Below are 14,951 nucleotides of genomic sequence, written 5' to 3' on the forward strand. Positions count from 1 at the left end.
TCGAAATTTTAAATTAGCAAAGTTCTACGCTCGAAATAATATCAACAAAAAAGGGCGAAAAAGGGAGAAAATTTAATGAAGTCTAAATTTAACGAAAAGATATCGTAAATATCGCGCCTTCGTCAGAATTCGCAGCGCTTATGCTTCCTCCGTTTTTTTCGATTATCATCTTGCTCATATATAGCCCGAGCCCACTGCCCTGCTGTTTTGTCGTAAAGTGCGGCTCAAAAATTTTATCTAGCTGCGCTTCATCGATGCGGCTTGCGTTATTTTCGATCGTAATCACTCGCTCGCCCTGCTTTAAAAACGAGCGAATTTTAATCTCACGCCGTTTAAGCGGCACGTCCAAAAACGCCTCTTTTGCGTTATTTATGATGTTTATGAGCACCTGGATGAGCTCGTTTACGTTGCCATAAAGCGTAAAATTTTCCTCTATTCGCACGCTTATGTCGATGACGTGCTTTTTAAGCGAGGCGTTTAAAATTTTACGCGCCTGCTCGATCGCCTCGCTGGCGCTAAATTCTTTCTTTGGCATGTTCGGATTGAAGAAATTTTTAAAATCTTCGATCGTATCGCTCATAAATTTTACCTGCTCGCCCGCGTCTTTTATGCCGCCTTCGAGCCTCTCTTTTGAGAGCTTGCCTCGCTCGTTGTAAAGCTCTAAATTTATAAGCGTGGAGCTGATCTGTGATAGCGGCTGGCGCCACTGATGCGAGATATTGCCGATCATCTCGCCCATGAGCGCGAGGCGGCTTTGATTTATCAGTAAAAGCTGAGTTTGCATCTTTAAAGTCGCGTTTTTTTTGTGAATTTTATAGATACAAAATATACAGATCAAAAACACTGCAAGCAAGCTTAGGCCGCTAACGACAAACTCTTTGGTGTGATAGAGCAGAATACTTTTTATCGGAATTTTAAAGCTTATCATCGCAATCGTATCGCCTAGGCCGCCTTTGAAATTCCCCACATCGCCGTAGAGCTCTTGCATCTTTTTAGGTGCTGCGTTGATGCTGTGGCATTCGGTGCACGAAGACTGGGAGTTTGTTATCGGCAGGCTCAAAAGATACGAGGCGCCACCTTTATCGTAGACGATCCTGGAGTATTCTTTATATCTGTTTTCTTTAAAGCCCTCTAAAATTTCATTCTCAAACTCGCTTCCCTCGTGCTCGGGATTGAGCGGATCGGTAGCGACAAGCTTGTAGTCGTAGTTGATGTGATTTTTGGCGAGCTGAATTTTATAAATTTCGCGCGTTATGTAGGTCGAGGACATCAGCCTCGGATCGAAAAAATCCTCGCTTAGAAGCTTTTTTTCTTTAAGCTCGTTTATTAGCGGGCGCTGCACGGTCGAGACGTAATCGCGCACCGCATTCATCGTATCTAGGATATAAAACGCCTCGCGCCTCGTGTCCTTTAGCGCAAGCTCGCGGTAGAAGTTAAAAACCAAAGCCGTAATTACGATATATAGCAGTACGAAAACCGCTACGATAAATTTAAATTTATACTTCAAAGAGATACCCCACCGCATATAAATTTTTAATCACGTCCTTGCCGATCTTGCGGCGTAGCTCTTTGACGATCGCCTTGATCGCCTCCTTGCTAGGCTGCTCGAACTCCCACATGTAGTCGAATAGCTGCTCGTAGGTTACGGTTTGATTTTTGCGCGCTAAGAAGTACTCCAAAAGCTTGCTCTCGCTTTTGGAAAGATGACAGGCGCTGTCTTTTACGTAGATGATCTTTTTGGCAAAATCATATTTCAGCTCGCTGCTTATACTAAATATCGGCGCGTGATTTATCAGCTCCGCAGCGACGTCTTGCAGCGCCTTTATAAACGAGCTTTTGTCGTACGGCTTAGGCAGATACCTAGTGATCTTAAGCTCCACCGCCCGCCACAGATACTCCTGCTCGGTGTGGCTCGAAAGTATCACGATCGGCACTGAGATGCCGGCAGCGCGAATCTTTTTAACGACCTCTAGCCCGTCCATATGCGGCACGCCGATATCAAAAACCAGCGCGTCGTACGAGCCGCTCATCGCCTCATCAAGCGCCTCCAGCCCGTCCTTAACCCCCACTACTTCGCCGAAAAACAGCTGTAGCGATTCGGTTATATTTTTTAAAATCCCGGGCTCGTCCTCTAGGCAAAGAACCCTTTTATTGGATAAAACGTCCAATAATTCGTAATCTTGCATACTCTATCCGCCTCCAAGCTTAGCACTTTTTACTCTTAATCGTCTCTTAAAATATAACTAGACTTAGATTATATAAATTTAGCATTAAACTAACGTTAAAAATATACCAAAGCGGTTTGCACGCAAATTTAAACCTCAAACCGCCTATGTACGAGCTTTGCGCCTGCATAAGTCGGCTTAAAAGATCACAAGAACGTAAAAAGGTGGGGCGATAAGCTCGATATTAAATTTTACCGCCTCGCAGGCGGTATATGAAAGGCGGTAAAATTTTATTTGAGAGGTGCTTGCATATGCATTTCGCAGACAAAGGCAATCAAATCATAAAGATCTATCAGCTCCGCAGCTCGGCGGGATAGAATTTTAAAATTTAGCCCAAGCCGGGCATACTAAAGTTAATGTGAATGCTCCATCTTTGAGTGATCCATGCCGCCGTGATCCATGTTCTCCATCGAGCCATGATTCATATGCGAATGATCCATCCCCTCCATCGAACCCATATCGTGACTCATCCCGCTCATCGAGCCATGATCCATCATAGAATGATCCATGCCGCTCATACCTGGATCGGTCATTCCAAAAATCATCGCGACGTGTCCTAGCACCAAAAATACAATCAGCGCCAAGAAATGAAATTTAAGCCTAGCTCTAAATTCCGCTCCTTTTGCGATAACTCCGAGCTCCAAAAGTAGCAGCACCAGCGCAGGCAACGCCGCCGCTACGTATGCCGCCAAAGCTAAGGCGTCCGCAGCGCCACGTAAATGAATGACGGGCAAAATTTTAACCGCTACGTAAATGATTAATATCGTAAAATAAGCGCCGAGAATGATGCTAAGGCATTTATTGATTTTTAGCGACAAAGAGCCCTTCTGCGCGTGGTACAAGCTAAAAAATTCGCTCGCTACTATCGCTTCTGCTAAGCCCATCGGCACCGCCATAAATAAAATCAAATTCCACGGCTGATTTGCCATCAAAAGTTCCATGTAATTCGTCATTGCCATGTTTTCTCCTTATTTTGGTTTAAAGGGCGCAATTATAGCGGCTTTCGGTAAAAAATTTTAAAACGATAGATAAGATTAAGTGCGCCTTTAATCTTATCTTTCAGTAAAACGATTTGGGCTGCGTCTTAAAACTCGCTCACAAATATTAAATTTATCTCGCTTTACACGCCGCCTCTTCGTATCTAACGTGAAATTTAGAAATTTATATTTGCAAAAGCAGATGCTTTAAATTTATCCGAAACGCTTTAAATTCCGCAAAATTTCAGTTTTGCAAAGATAAAATTACGAAATTTTTTAAAAAGGATTTAAAATGAAAAATGCTATTTTATTTGCCTGCGCAGCGCTGTTTATATGTGCTTGCTCCGCTCCAGAGCATCCAAAGCCAGGCGTTTCGCATTGCAGCGAGCCCAAAATGGACGAGGCGTCGCATCAGATGATCCAAATTTGCGGCGAAAGCGAGGATCCGCAAATCGAAAATATGCAATGCAACGAAAACGGACTTTGCTTCGGCACCGCAAAAATCAGGTAGACGAAGCGTCTTGCGAGCACCAGCGCTAAATTTAACTATTTTAAAGCCAAGATCGAGCGCCCGTAAGCGGTCTAGGCCGCGCTTTAAAATTTCGCTAGCAGTTTAAATTTAGCCCGCTTCACACGCTGATGCATTTTATCTATCTTATTTTTTAGCTGCGCCCGCAAATCAATCGAGCTGCTCTTGGCGTGATAAAATTTTAAAATTTCATCACCAAACACGGCGCGTGATTTAGGATTTAAAAGTAAGCGCGGCTCAAATTTCATAAGTTTAAAATTTTAAAGCGATATGCGATTTTAAATTTCAGGTCTCTCACATGCTAGCGGTGCGAAATTTTGCGCAAGCTCAAAATCCGCGTTAGGCAATTTTGTGCCGCTGCAAAATTTCTAGATCACCTCTGCTCAGTAGAATTTTTAGCAGTGCAGATGAGGACGCGAAATCTGCGCCGTGTAATCCCACGTCTATCGCACCATACAAATTTCTATGTCGTGCGCCCAAACACATAGCCTATCTCGCCACAAAATCGCTTGCGAAATGGCGCAGTATCCTTAGTCGCATAGCGCAGCGCAACTTTGCTCACTGCGTGGTCAAGATCCATAGCTGTAGTGCTAAAAACGTAAAATTCTTTGCCGTGCGGTAGGAGTTCTCAGAGCAAAAAAGACGCGGTATCCTCTACCGACGGTGCGAATTTATAGTCTAACTCGCGCTTTAGAATTCCCCCTCAAACTCATTGCTTAAAATTTCGTCTCAAAAAATCACGTATGAGAAATTCCGCTTTATCTTTACGGCTTAAAATTTCGTACGGATTGCACCGAGCAAAATCTCGTCACTGCGCGACGTAATCTTAAAATTTCAGCGGTGAGCTCGTAGCGATATTAAATTATGCTTCATTATTACGACTTAAATTCTATCACAAGCCCGCAGATTTAAAATTTTACTTCAAACGACGCCGTGAAATTTCTACCCTCCCTAGCTCGGTGTCTTCGCCGCTCGCACTTAGCGGCGACGCTTATATCTTTGCCGATAGCAATCCTCGCACAGGGCGCCTGCCACAGCGCGTAGAAAATAAAGCGCGCCGCCTGCTCGATCGCCGCCTCTAAAAATTTTAAGCGACCGCAAAATTTTAAAATTTAAAAGCAGCCTGCGATTAAGCCGATTTTTATAAATTTGGATTTGCTTTGTAGCGGCGCAATCTATCGAGTAAGGCGCAACCATAAGTTAAGCAGCTAACTTTACGTCAGCTGCTTAAACATTTCGATCTGCTCCTTCGTAAGCTCGATCAAATCATCGTTTGCGTATTTAAGCGATGTCTCCAGACTTGCGATGAGCTCCTTACGGACGAAGCTCACGCTAAAAAGCGTCGCCCAAAATCGCGCTCCGCTGCCAGTGCTCGGATCCTCCAAGACCGCTCTAATCGCAGCTACCGCAGCAGCATCGTCCGCTGCGCCTAGCACCTCGTCCACGAGTGGATATTCACCTGCGCCGTCGCCCTCGTTTAGCGAGCGCAAAAGCGGCTCAAGCGCCTCGTCGCAGGGATTATCACGCAAAAACTCTCGTACCGCACGAAACTCTGCCACGAGCTGATCCGAAAGCTGCGCAGGCATCGGCTGATGAAGTCTCAAAAAGTCTAATGCCGTTTGCTTGTCCATAAAATTCCTTTTAAATGATATGCGCGATTGTAGCTAATTTTGGATTGCAAAGAGATAAATTTACTCTAATTTATCAGCTACTTCCGTCATAAATTCTCAATAATCTTAAATAATTAGATAGTGATTTTGTAGTGGCTTTTAGGGCGATTTTCGATGGGCTTTGCGCGGATTACAAAATAAAATTCCAAAATTTTATCCAAACAAAAAAGCCCCTGCGAAGTACAGGGGCTTACAAGCTTGATCTGTTTAGTCCGGCAAAATTTAGCAGACTAAGAAGGATTATTCCTCGATCTTGCCGGTTTTGATGCGGCGCTCGTAGATTTCGCGCATCTCTCTGATATCATTTTTGACCTCGAATACGCCGTGCCAATGCGAATAATCAGGTCCGCCCATTAGCGCGCCTTGGCGCATTCTGCGACCCTCGTGGTGCCATGAAACATAGTAGATTCGCTGGAACGCATCCGCCCAAGGATCGTCTTTTAGAAGTTTCTTTTCCTTAAGCTCTTTTAGCATCTTAGTCGCTTCGTCGTTGTAAACGTTATATAGAAGTACCTGCTTATCGCCCACCTCAAAGAAATTATTCGTGTGGGTGCTTGCGTGGCACTCTTTGCAGACTTGCTTCATCTCGGCACGCGCTGCCTCAGGACCGTTTAGGTTACCCGCCAAAGGATTACCAATGTTTAACTTGCCGGTATTTAAAAACTCGCTTACCGCGGTCTCATTACCGCCGGTGCGTAGATTGCTCTTAGGCTGCCACAAATTCCACTTCAAGCGTTGAGATACGTTGTGAGTGGAGTTTAGATCGCCCACACCGCCGCTAATATGGCAGGTCGCGCATGTAGGGGCGCGGTAGTCAGGAACCGCCCAAGTACCAGGAGCGCTATCGAATTTCCACTCGTTACCTTCAGCGTTAAATACGTGTCCGTGCATTGAGTTATTGTAAATTTCGATATCCGGATGATCAGGTCCTAAGTGGCAAGATGCGCAAGCAGCAGGCTTACGAGCTTCGGCGATCGAAAATTTATGACCCGAGTGGCACGATTTGCATCCGCCTACGCTACCGTCCGGATAAACCGTACCGATGCCGTAAACGGGCCAGGTCTCTTTGGTAGGCTTGTTATGCTCATCCATTTTAACGACGCTACCGTGGCATTGAGAGCAACCGGTAATATCAGGTGCATGTTTAAGATCAGGGATATCACGTCCTTCATAGTGATACATTAGATCAACCATTCCTTTGTTGGCTTGCATTTGCATAGCGCCTCTTGCGTGACCGCTGTTTTCAAACTCTTTAACCTCGTTGCTGTGGCATTTGGCACAGGTTTTTGGGCTAACTAGCACCGAAATATGATTGTCTGTGTCTTTCGGATGCGGCTCTTTAGCTGCCATAGGGCTATCTGCTGGCTGCGAGTGGCAGTCGGTACAGCTAACACCTACGTGAGCGTGGCGGCTCATCTTCCAATCCGCAACGACGCCCGGAGTTTTTTCGGCATGGCACTCGACGCAGCGTCTAGCTAGCGGCGTAAGCTGCCTATTTACCTTTAAATTCTTCGTAAGACTAACGTTTACAGAATTGCTTACGTTCGCGTCCGACGCGGACATATTCGCATGCTGCGCGGGCATTTCTGCGAATGCAAACGATGCGATACAGGCTATTAAAATAGCGACTTTTTTTAGCATTGCTTCTCCTTTACTTGGTTTTGTTATTTTCTCGGTTGTATTTATCCCAATATTTGGTAATCTCTATACCCATATTTTTGTGGCCGACATTTTCGTGGCACTGCACGCAGGTTTTGCCGGTAGTGCCCGCGAAATAATCCCTATGCGCAAGCCAGGCTTTATCTACTTGGTTGTTTTGCTCTTTTAAATTTCGATGGCAGCTCAGGCAGCCGCTTTCATAAACGAAATGATTTCGCTCCTTGCGTTTTTCTTGCCAGTCGATCTTATCGGCATCGGTAAAGACCGTTTTGTAGACATCATTTGCGGAGGTTAGAGCTTTAGTCCAAAGATACATAAAGGTATTTTCATGAGAAACGTGACAGGCGACGCAATCGGCCTTGAAGCCTTGCGGGTTATTGCCGCCGTGAACATCGTTGTGAAATGCGTTTGCCATCGGCTGCATCGTATGACAGGATACGCAGAATTTATCAGTGCCCGTAAGGTGAACCATCTCCGCAATCCCAAGAGAAAGTATCATTCCTATAAGCACACAAGCGCCCACGAGCAGCACAAGAGTTTTCTTTTTCATAGGTTTCCTTGATTTTAAAATTTCTTCGCAAAATTTTTAGTATTTGATAATTCGAAAAGTGGTATTTTATTATAAAAAGATTAAAAGCCGCTTATTTTCTAGCCTTTTGTTAAAATTTATTAAATGAAGATAAAATTTTAAACTAAGTTTTTAGTTTAACGGAATATAATCCATTAAAATTTCAATACAAGGAGAGATCATGAAAACGATCCAAGCAGCTGAGATTACAAAAGTAGTCAGCGAGCTTTGCAAAAAAGCCTGTTATCACGTCACGCCAGATATGCGCGCGGCATTTGAGAAAGCGCGCGAGAACGAGACTTCGCCTATCGGCAAAGATATCTTAGGCAAGCTCTTGCAAAATGCCGATTTGGCGGCAAAAGAGGTCGCGCCGATCTGCCAAGATACCGGTATGACGGTGGTTTTTGTCGAACTCGGTCAGGACGTACATATCGAGGGTGGATATCTGGAGGATGCTATCAACGCAGGCGTTGCGGACGGCTACGTAGGCGGCTATCTGCGCAAATCCGTGGTCGCAGAGCCGCTTTTTGAGCGCAAAAACACCACGAACAATACCCCTGCAGTCATCAATACCCGCATCGTTCCCGGCGATAAGCTTAAGATCAAAGTAGCCCCAAAGGGCTTTGGCAGCGAAAACAAATCGGTGTTAAAAATGCTCGTTCCTGCAGACGGCATCGAGGGGGTAAAAAAAGTATTTTTAGAGGCGGTTAAATACGCTGGTCCTAACGCTTGCCCTCCTATGGTCGTAGGCGTCGGTATCGGCGGCACGATGGATAAGGCGGCGCTTTTAGCCAAACAAGCCGCGGTTCGCTCGATCGACAGCAGAAATCCCGACGAGCGCTACGCCAAGCTAGAGGATGAGCTGCTGGAGATGGCGCGCGCTACGGGCGTCGGTCCGCAGGGCTTGGGCGGCATAAATACCGCCGTTAAGGTAAATGTAGAGTGGTATCCGACCCACATAGCAGGGCTTCCGGTCGCCGTTAATATCAACTGCCACGCGGCTCGCCATGCCGACGCCGAACTATAAGGAGGAAATCATGTCAGAAGTTAAAAGAATTACCGCACCTTTCGATAAAAGCGTAGTAAAAAGCCTAAAGGCGGGCGATAACGTACTAATCAACGGTACCATCATCGCAGCTCGCGACGCCGCGCACAAGGCTCTAACCGAAACTCTCGCTCGCGGCGAGAAGCTACCCGTAAACTTAGCGGGCGAGACGATATATTATCTGGGACCAACCCCTGCCAAACCTGGTCAGGCAATCGGTGCTGCAGGACCTACGACTAGCGGACGCATGGACAAATACACTCCGACGATGATAAACGAAGTCGGCATCAACGGCATGATCGGCAAGGGCTACCGCAGCGACGCTGTCGTCGAAGCGATGAAGAAATCTGGCTGCGTCTATATGGTCGCTATCGGGGGCGCGGGCGCGCTGATTAGCCAAAGTATCAAAAAGTACGAAGTGCTAGCCTACCCAGAGCTCGGCCCCGAGGCGGTCGCGCGACTTACGGTCGAGGATTTCCCGGCTATCGTAGCGATCGACAGCGAGGGCAACAACTTCTACGAAGTAGGTCAGGCGCCTTACAGAAAAATCTAAATTTTGCTAGCGGCGTCCGCGCTGTGCTCTTTGCGGCGCGGGCGTCCGTAAATTTATCTACGTTTGCTCACGGGTGCCCGTAAATTTCGAGGCATAAACTACAGCGTTTGTTTCGCGAAATTTTACGCTACTGCGCAGTGAAATTTTATAGCAAAATTTAAATCGTGTTCGTAAAATTTTGTCTCCATTCGTGGCGCGGAATTTTTAAAATTTCGCACCGCTTAAATTTATACCGAAATCCCGTCTTTGCTCCATCTAACAATCCGCCGCTAAATTTAATTGCAAATTTATCTAAGTCTAAATTTTAAAATTTCGGCGCCGTTCGTAAGCAAATTTAAAGCCCGCTAGCGCCATAATCCATCTCAAATTTAAAAGGAGCAAAATGAGCGCAAGCGAGCTGGAGCAGATCAGACTGGAGCTTTTGTATAAGGCGAAAAGAAATATGATCTTAGCGGCGGCGTGCATGCTATTTTACGGCGCGTTTTTGTTATACAAGCTACGCGACGGAGGAGGCATGACAGATTTGTTGTCTCTTATCGGATTATTCGCGGTTGTTCTTATAGTAGCCGTTTTGTGCGATGAAAGCTCCATAAAAGCTAAGATAATCTATGCTGCCTGCCTTTTTGCTATGAGCCTATTTCTAAATGATTTACAAAATCGCCCCACGATTTCCAAATATATCTTACTCGCGATTATAATTTTAATCTTGGCTGCTTCGAGCTTGTTTGTATTGTTTAGAGGCTTTAAACAAGATTATTCGGTAAAATTTCAGTGCACTTTTAAAGAGCACTATCTGATGCCCTATTTTAAGGCGTTCGGCTATCGATATGAAATTTCAGGCGATATCGATCCTGCTAAACTCAAGCTCTCCGGGCTCTTTTTTCGACTAGACAAATACTTATATGGCAACGATAGGGTCTCGGGCGTTTATGACGGCGTGAGGTTTGCATTTTGCGATGTGAAATTGTTTAATAGAATTTTGGAAAGTGAAATCCTGGGCACCTTTTTCTACGCGGAATTTAACAAACGCATAAGCGCTAAAACCCTGATTTTTCCCGCTCGCGCCGGCGCGCCGAACACCGGCGGGCTAAAAAAGATCGATATGGACGATGCGGAGTTTAACGCCGCCTTTGCCGTGTATTGCGAGGACGCGGCGGGCGCGATGTATATTCTAACGCCCGCCTTTATGCGGAGGCTCTTGCGCTTCGCAGGTGCCGTAGCCGCGCCCGTTAGTCTTAGCTTCGCAGATAGCAAAATTTATATTTTCGTAAATACGGGGCGCGATAATTTCGAGCCCAACATCGACGAAAGCGTGCTGCGCCGCGACCCCGCCGCGCAGCTCAAGCGCGAGCTTTCACACTTTTTGAGGATCGTGAAAAACCTAAAACTAAACGAAAGAATTTGGAGTTAGCGGACGGCTCGCGACAGCTTTTCGTGTCACAGCCTCGCGCACTATAGCTTCACACGCCGTGCTGCGACCTCACGCGCCGTAAAATTTGAAATTTTAAAATTCTGCTTTTGAATTTCATGAATTTCGCGCTTTGGAATTTCATGCGCCCTAAAATCCCGCGCGTTTTGAAATTTGAAATTTTAATCCACGCTGAGGAATTCTGCACCGCAAAATTTAAAATTCTGAAATTAAAATTCCGTGCCTTGAAATTCTATGCTTTAAAATTTAGAATTTTAAAATTTCGCAGCCGAAATCTTACGCGCTTGAAATTTGAAATTTTGTCGCGCCTTAAAATTTAGCGCACCCGCCAAGCATCACGGTACCCATCAAAGCCCCTGCGCGCTAGAGGGCGCGACTAACTCCTTTATAATTTTACCGGGCTCGCAATGAATTATTTTACTCTCTATCGTAAATTTTTCGCCGTCAAATTTAAAGTATTGATATTCATCGACAAGCTCGCCGTCCGGGTATTTATCGCTATATTTTACCTTAAGAGCGCCCAGTATGCCGTTTTCAAAGGTCAAAAACGTCCTTTTAGCGTATTTATTCTTTATCTCGTCACTGCCGTCTAAATATGAAAAAAAATCATATTCTATGCCGAATCGAGCGGAGTCGTGCGGCGGCGGCACCAAAGAGCTCCTTTTAGAGCAGTCGCAATCTCCACCGCATGAACGGACGTAGTGGAATATATTCGCTAGGTTTATACCCGCTTCGCTTGCTTCTACCGCCCAAAATTCGTCGTTTGTGAGCTTAGTAGAGCCCTTTGATCCTCCGTAAATAAGATATAGATTTTCTTTAACTTTAAAAACTTTTATCACTCGATCGCCGCCCCATGCGGTACCGACTGCCCAATCGCCGCAGGCGCAATCCCGCCTGCCGCCAAGAACGCATTCTTGCATCTGCTGCGCACCTTTGTCTGCAAAATCCATAATGAAATTTTGCCCGCCGCTTACGTATTGATACGCTACGTAGCTCGCGCCCATCGTGCCGCCGGTGCTGATATCTACCGAATATGCCCGAAACTTGCCGTCCTGCGAGATCGCCATATTCGGGGCGAACCTCAAGGATTTTAAAATTTGAGGCGCTCTCTCGCCCGCGCTTTGCAAAAACTCCATAAACGCAGCCCTTAACCTAACGATGCTCTCGCAAGGCGTACCATCGGGGCGATGCCTGGCTTCATCGATTTCTTTCAGCGCCGCGTCTAAATTTGCCGTTAAAATTTCTAGGTTTTGATCCTTTTGAGCGCTGTTTGCACCTTCTGCCAAAGCGGGCGCTGCCTCGGCGAACATGAAGCTTAATAAGCACAAAAACGAGATTAAAATTTTCAAGTCGCATCCTTTAAATCTTTGATTTTCGCTAGATTATAGCGCAAATTTGCGCCGCGCGAGATTTGGATTTAGAATTTGCGCCCTCAATTTAAAACCCGAATCCGCTCGCTGCGGAATTCTGCGAAATTGCGGAATTTGAAATTCCTTGAAGTTGCAAAATTCCGCGAGGTTGTCGCTTGAAATTCGTCTTTCAAAGCATAAGGCTAAGCAGCAGCAAAAATCCGATGAAGCTTAGGGCGTTGCCGAAGGAGCCGCCGATGTGATCGCCGAGCTGCGTCAGCACGAGCGCGCCGCCTAGACGCAGACCTATTTGTAGCGCCACGCCCGCGATAAAATCCGCTGCGCGCCGAAGTCCGCTGCGCGTATCGCCTAGCTTGGCGCTGCGGCTTTGATTCCAAAGCCCGCTTACGCGGTAGTCTTTGTAGCGGGCGCGGAGAATATCGCCGTTTTGCAGCTCAAAGCTCTGCGAGGCGTCCTTCGCCTTGACGGATGCCGCGGTTTTGGCGGAGCGGGCGGAATTTATAGAATTTGCTGCGTTAGTAGAATTTGCAGAGCTTATGGAATTCGCTGATTTCGCAAAATTCTTAATACTCGCAGAATTTACGGAATTTTCTGCGTCTAAATTCTTAAATTTCATGCAATTTTCGCCGTCCGCAAGCTCCGCTAAATTTTGATCTGCGCGTAGCGCGCTGGAGACGATACGCCGTTTGCTATCGCCCGATAAATACAGCCCGTCCAGCGCGAAGCCATAGTAATAAACGTCGCCGCTTTGCAGCACACGCACGCCGCTAGCATAGCCCTCCGTTTCGCCGCTTCGCTTGGGCTCTTTGGAGTGCGGAAGCGCTGCGAATATGTGCCCGAACTTTGCGGCGCGCCAGTCTCTGCGCATAAACTTAAAGCTGCAATATGCAAAAGGCGCGAGGACGGGCAGGGCTATCGCCACCGCAGGATCGTTCTTTTCAAAAATAAAGATTATGCAGTAGATGCTCATCGCGGCTAGCGCTACGCCGAAGGCTGCGAATATCGCGGCGAGTGCCGTGCTGCCGGCGTCCTTCCAGCGCTGCGCGCCTAGGCTTAGATTAACGAAATCTAGCGGGGAGAGGGCGAAATTTACCGAAGTGCCGTGCTCCTCGCGGGTAGAATTTAAAGAGAGGGAGCCGCTTAAATCTTTGCAATTCAAACTCGAAGTATAAAGTTCCGTATTAGCGTTCGCCTGCTCGTTAAAGCCTTCGTGGATCAGGCTCAAAGCGGCGGAGCTTATGCCGCTGCGATCTTTATTTGATAAATCAGATACCGCAGAATTTTGACGTGCACTTTCCGCGGTATCGCTATGTGCGTCGCAGTCTGAATTTGTGGCGGTGGAATTTTTGCTATTTGGAGTTTCGCAGCTAGGGTGCGGCACGGAATTTTCGCCGCTTAAATCGGCGCCGCTTAAAGCGCTGCGGCTGGAATTTGAGCTTGAAGCCTCGTATATCACCGCCAGCTCGTCGCCCTCGCGTATCGGCAGATAAAGTCCGTCGCGCTTTAAGTCCAAATTTCCCGCAAAGCGCAAGCGCTCCAGCGTAAAGCTAAATTTAGCCGCGCCTGCAGCCGCGAGCTCTAGCTTTAAATCCCTGACCGTGCCGCGAGCAAGCTTGATCTGCCGCGGCGAAAGAAGTTTAGCAAACCCCATTTGCGCCTTTCAATTTAGCAAAATTCCTCCGATCATTTCGCGGCGGATTTTTTGCGAATCTGGATATTGATGAGCTCCACCAGCAGCGAAAACGCCATCGAGAAGTAGATGTAGCCCTTAGGTATGTGAAAGCCCAGCCCGTCGGCGATCAGCGAGACGCCTACCAAAATCAAAAATGCAAGCGCTAAAATTTTGATCGTCGGGTTTGTGTCCACAAAGCGCGCGATCGCGCCGCTAGCGAGCATCATCACGCCCACGGCGATGATGACTGCGAGGATCATCACGGGCAGGTGCTGCGCCATGCCCACGGCGGTGATGACGCTATCGAGCGAAAAGATGATGTCCAAAACGGCGATCTGCACGAGCGTGCCGCCGAAGCTTACCTTGCCGCCGCTAGCGCTATGCTCGTGTGCCTCGCCCGTGGCGCTGGAGTGGATCTCGAGCGTGGATTTGACGAGCAGAAACAATCCGCCGCCGATCAGCACGAGATCGCGTCCGCTAAAATCGCGCGCAAGCACGCTAAATAGCGGCTTGGTAAGCCCCATGATCCAGCTAAGGCTAAGAAGCAGCAGTATGCGCGTGAACATCGCAAGCGAGAGCCCCATTATACGGGCACGCCCACGCTGCGCCTCGGGCAAGCGGCCGCACAGAATCGCGATAAAGATGATATTGTCGATGCCAAGCACGATCTCAAGTCCCGTGAGCGTCGCCAGGCTGATCCATGCCTCGGGTGAGGCGATCCATTCAAACATCGGTTTCCTTTGGGTAAAATTTAAGCCGTGATGATAGCGAAAGTTTGGTTAAAATTTCTAAATTTTACCGCCTTCGTGCGCGAAACTGCGCGCGGATTTAGGTGATGTGCAATACGGATGGGTTATCTTGGAATTTTACCGCAAAACTATTTCGCTAAAAGGCGCAAAGCGCCGCATGCGCGGTAGAATTGCGGCGCGCAGAATTTCGTGGATTGAGAGAGCGAAATTTTTGCGGCGAAATTTTAAAATTTAAGCTCTAAATTTACCCATTTTTAAGCAGGGGGGGTAGCATTATTTTTAAAATTTATCTCAAAGGAGCGAAGATGAAATATGCACTAGGTGTCGCGCTTGCGACGTTGATTTTAATAGGATGTGGCGAGGACGAAGTAGAGCTCGTGAAAAACTATACTTTGCCCGATTTTAAGTCTATGAGTATCGGCACGGCGATCGAGGGCTCGAAAAAATGCAAAAGTATCGCGTGGAGCAAAGAGGAAAACGGCGGATTAAAGACGGTCAAGATGGT

General features: G+C 47.1%; 13 protein-coding genes and 1 pseudogene. 5 read left to right on the forward strand and 9 right to left on the reverse strand.

The window, feature by feature from the left end; genetic code table 11:
* Positions 1 to 88: 88 nt before the first annotated feature.
* The 3 genes from Q0224_RS00170 to Q0224_RS00180 form a co-directional block, all read right to left on the reverse strand.
* Entirely contained in the window at positions 89 to 1,507 is a 1,419-nt protein-coding gene (locus Q0224_RS00170) for a DUF3365 domain-containing protein (protein ID WP_297948007.1), read from the reverse strand.
* Positions 1,497 to 2,186, reverse strand: a complete 690-nt coding sequence (locus tag Q0224_RS00175; RefSeq protein ID WP_297947978.1) for a response regulator transcription factor — start codon at positions 2,184 to 2,186, stop codon at positions 1,497 to 1,499. The genes Q0224_RS00170 and Q0224_RS00175 overlap by 11 nt, the downstream gene beginning before the upstream one ends.
* 392 nt (positions 2,187 to 2,578) lie before the next feature.
* The gene (locus tag Q0224_RS00180; RefSeq protein WP_297947981.1) at positions 2,579 to 3,184 is read right to left on the reverse strand and encodes a DUF6803 family protein; all 606 of its coding nucleotides are present in this window, start codon (positions 3,182 to 3,184) and stop codon (positions 2,579 to 2,581) included.
* 310 nt (positions 3,185 to 3,494) lie between these two features.
* Between Q0224_RS00180 and Q0224_RS00185 the strand changes: the two genes are divergently transcribed.
* Positions 3,495 to 3,713, forward strand: coding sequence for a hypothetical protein (locus Q0224_RS00185; protein WP_297947984.1), 219 nt, complete (start codon positions 3,495 to 3,497; stop codon positions 3,711 to 3,713).
* A gap of 1,232 nt (positions 3,714 to 4,945) precedes the next feature.
* Here Q0224_RS00185 and Q0224_RS00190 read toward each other — a convergent pair.
* From Q0224_RS00190 to Q0224_RS00200, 3 genes are all read right to left on the reverse strand, one after another.
* Positions 4,946 to 5,362, reverse strand: a complete 417-nt coding sequence (locus Q0224_RS00190) for a hypothetical protein (RefSeq protein ID WP_291940165.1) — start codon at positions 5,360 to 5,362, stop codon at positions 4,946 to 4,948.
* A 279-nt stretch (positions 5,363 to 5,641) separates the two neighbouring features.
* A complete protein-coding gene (locus Q0224_RS00195) occupies positions 5,642 to 7,042 on the reverse strand; it encodes a multiheme c-type cytochrome (protein WP_297947987.1) in 1,401 nt (466 codons plus the stop codon).
* Between the two features lie 10 nt (positions 7,043 to 7,052).
* Entirely contained in the window at positions 7,053 to 7,610 is a 558-nt protein-coding gene (locus Q0224_RS00200) for a NapC/NirT family cytochrome c (RefSeq protein WP_297947990.1), read from the reverse strand.
* Positions 7,611 to 7,809: 199 nt separating this feature from the next.
* On the opposite strand from Q0224_RS00200, the gene Q0224_RS00205 reads away from it, so the two are divergent.
* The 3 genes from Q0224_RS00205 to Q0224_RS00215 all read left to right on the forward strand — a co-directional run bounded on the left by Q0224_RS00205 (position 7,810) and on the right by Q0224_RS00215 (position 10,637).
* Positions 7,810 to 8,655 (forward strand): fumarate hydratase, encoded by an 846-nt coding sequence (locus Q0224_RS00205; protein WP_177389397.1) that lies wholly within the window; start codon positions 7,810 to 7,812, stop codon positions 8,653 to 8,655.
* A 10-nt stretch (positions 8,656 to 8,665) separates the two neighbouring features.
* Positions 8,666 to 9,226 (forward strand): Fe-S-containing hydro-lyase, encoded by a 561-nt coding sequence (locus Q0224_RS00210; RefSeq protein ID WP_297947994.1) that lies wholly within the window; start codon positions 8,666 to 8,668, stop codon positions 9,224 to 9,226.
* A 382-nt stretch (positions 9,227 to 9,608) separates the two neighbouring features.
* Positions 9,609 to 10,637, forward strand: coding sequence for a DUF3137 domain-containing protein (locus tag Q0224_RS00215; RefSeq protein WP_297947997.1), 1,029 nt, complete (start codon positions 9,609 to 9,611; stop codon positions 10,635 to 10,637).
* A 365-nt stretch (positions 10,638 to 11,002) separates the two neighbouring features.
* On the opposite strand, the gene Q0224_RS00220 is transcribed toward Q0224_RS00215, so the two are convergent.
* The 3 genes from Q0224_RS00220 to Q0224_RS00230 all read right to left on the reverse strand — a co-directional run bounded on the left by Q0224_RS00220 (position 11,003) and on the right by Q0224_RS00230 (position 14,428).
* Positions 11,003 to 12,004, reverse strand: a complete 1,002-nt coding sequence (locus Q0224_RS00220; protein WP_297948000.1) for a hypothetical protein — start codon at positions 12,002 to 12,004, stop codon at positions 11,003 to 11,005.
* A gap of 190 nt (positions 12,005 to 12,194) precedes the next feature.
* On the reverse strand, positions 12,195 to 13,676 hold the full coding sequence (locus Q0224_RS00225) for a hypothetical protein (protein WP_297948002.1): 1,482 nt from the start codon (positions 13,674 to 13,676) through the stop codon (positions 12,195 to 12,197).
* 32 nt (positions 13,677 to 13,708) lie between these two features.
* The gene (locus Q0224_RS00230; RefSeq protein WP_297948004.1) at positions 13,709 to 14,428 is read right to left on the reverse strand and encodes a TerC family protein; all 720 of its coding nucleotides are present in this window, start codon (positions 14,426 to 14,428) and stop codon (positions 13,709 to 13,711) included.
* Positions 14,429 to 14,751: 323 nt separating this feature from the next.
* On the opposite strand from Q0224_RS00230, the pseudogene Q0224_RS00235 reads away from it, so the two are divergent.
* Positions 14,752 to 14,951: pseudogene (locus tag Q0224_RS00235) on the forward strand (hypothetical protein); the annotation flags it as partial.

Origin of the sequence: uncultured Campylobacter sp. (assembly GCF_938002845.1) — a bacterium.
Taxonomy (GTDB): Bacteria; Campylobacterota; Campylobacteria; order Campylobacterales; family Campylobacteraceae; genus Campylobacter_B.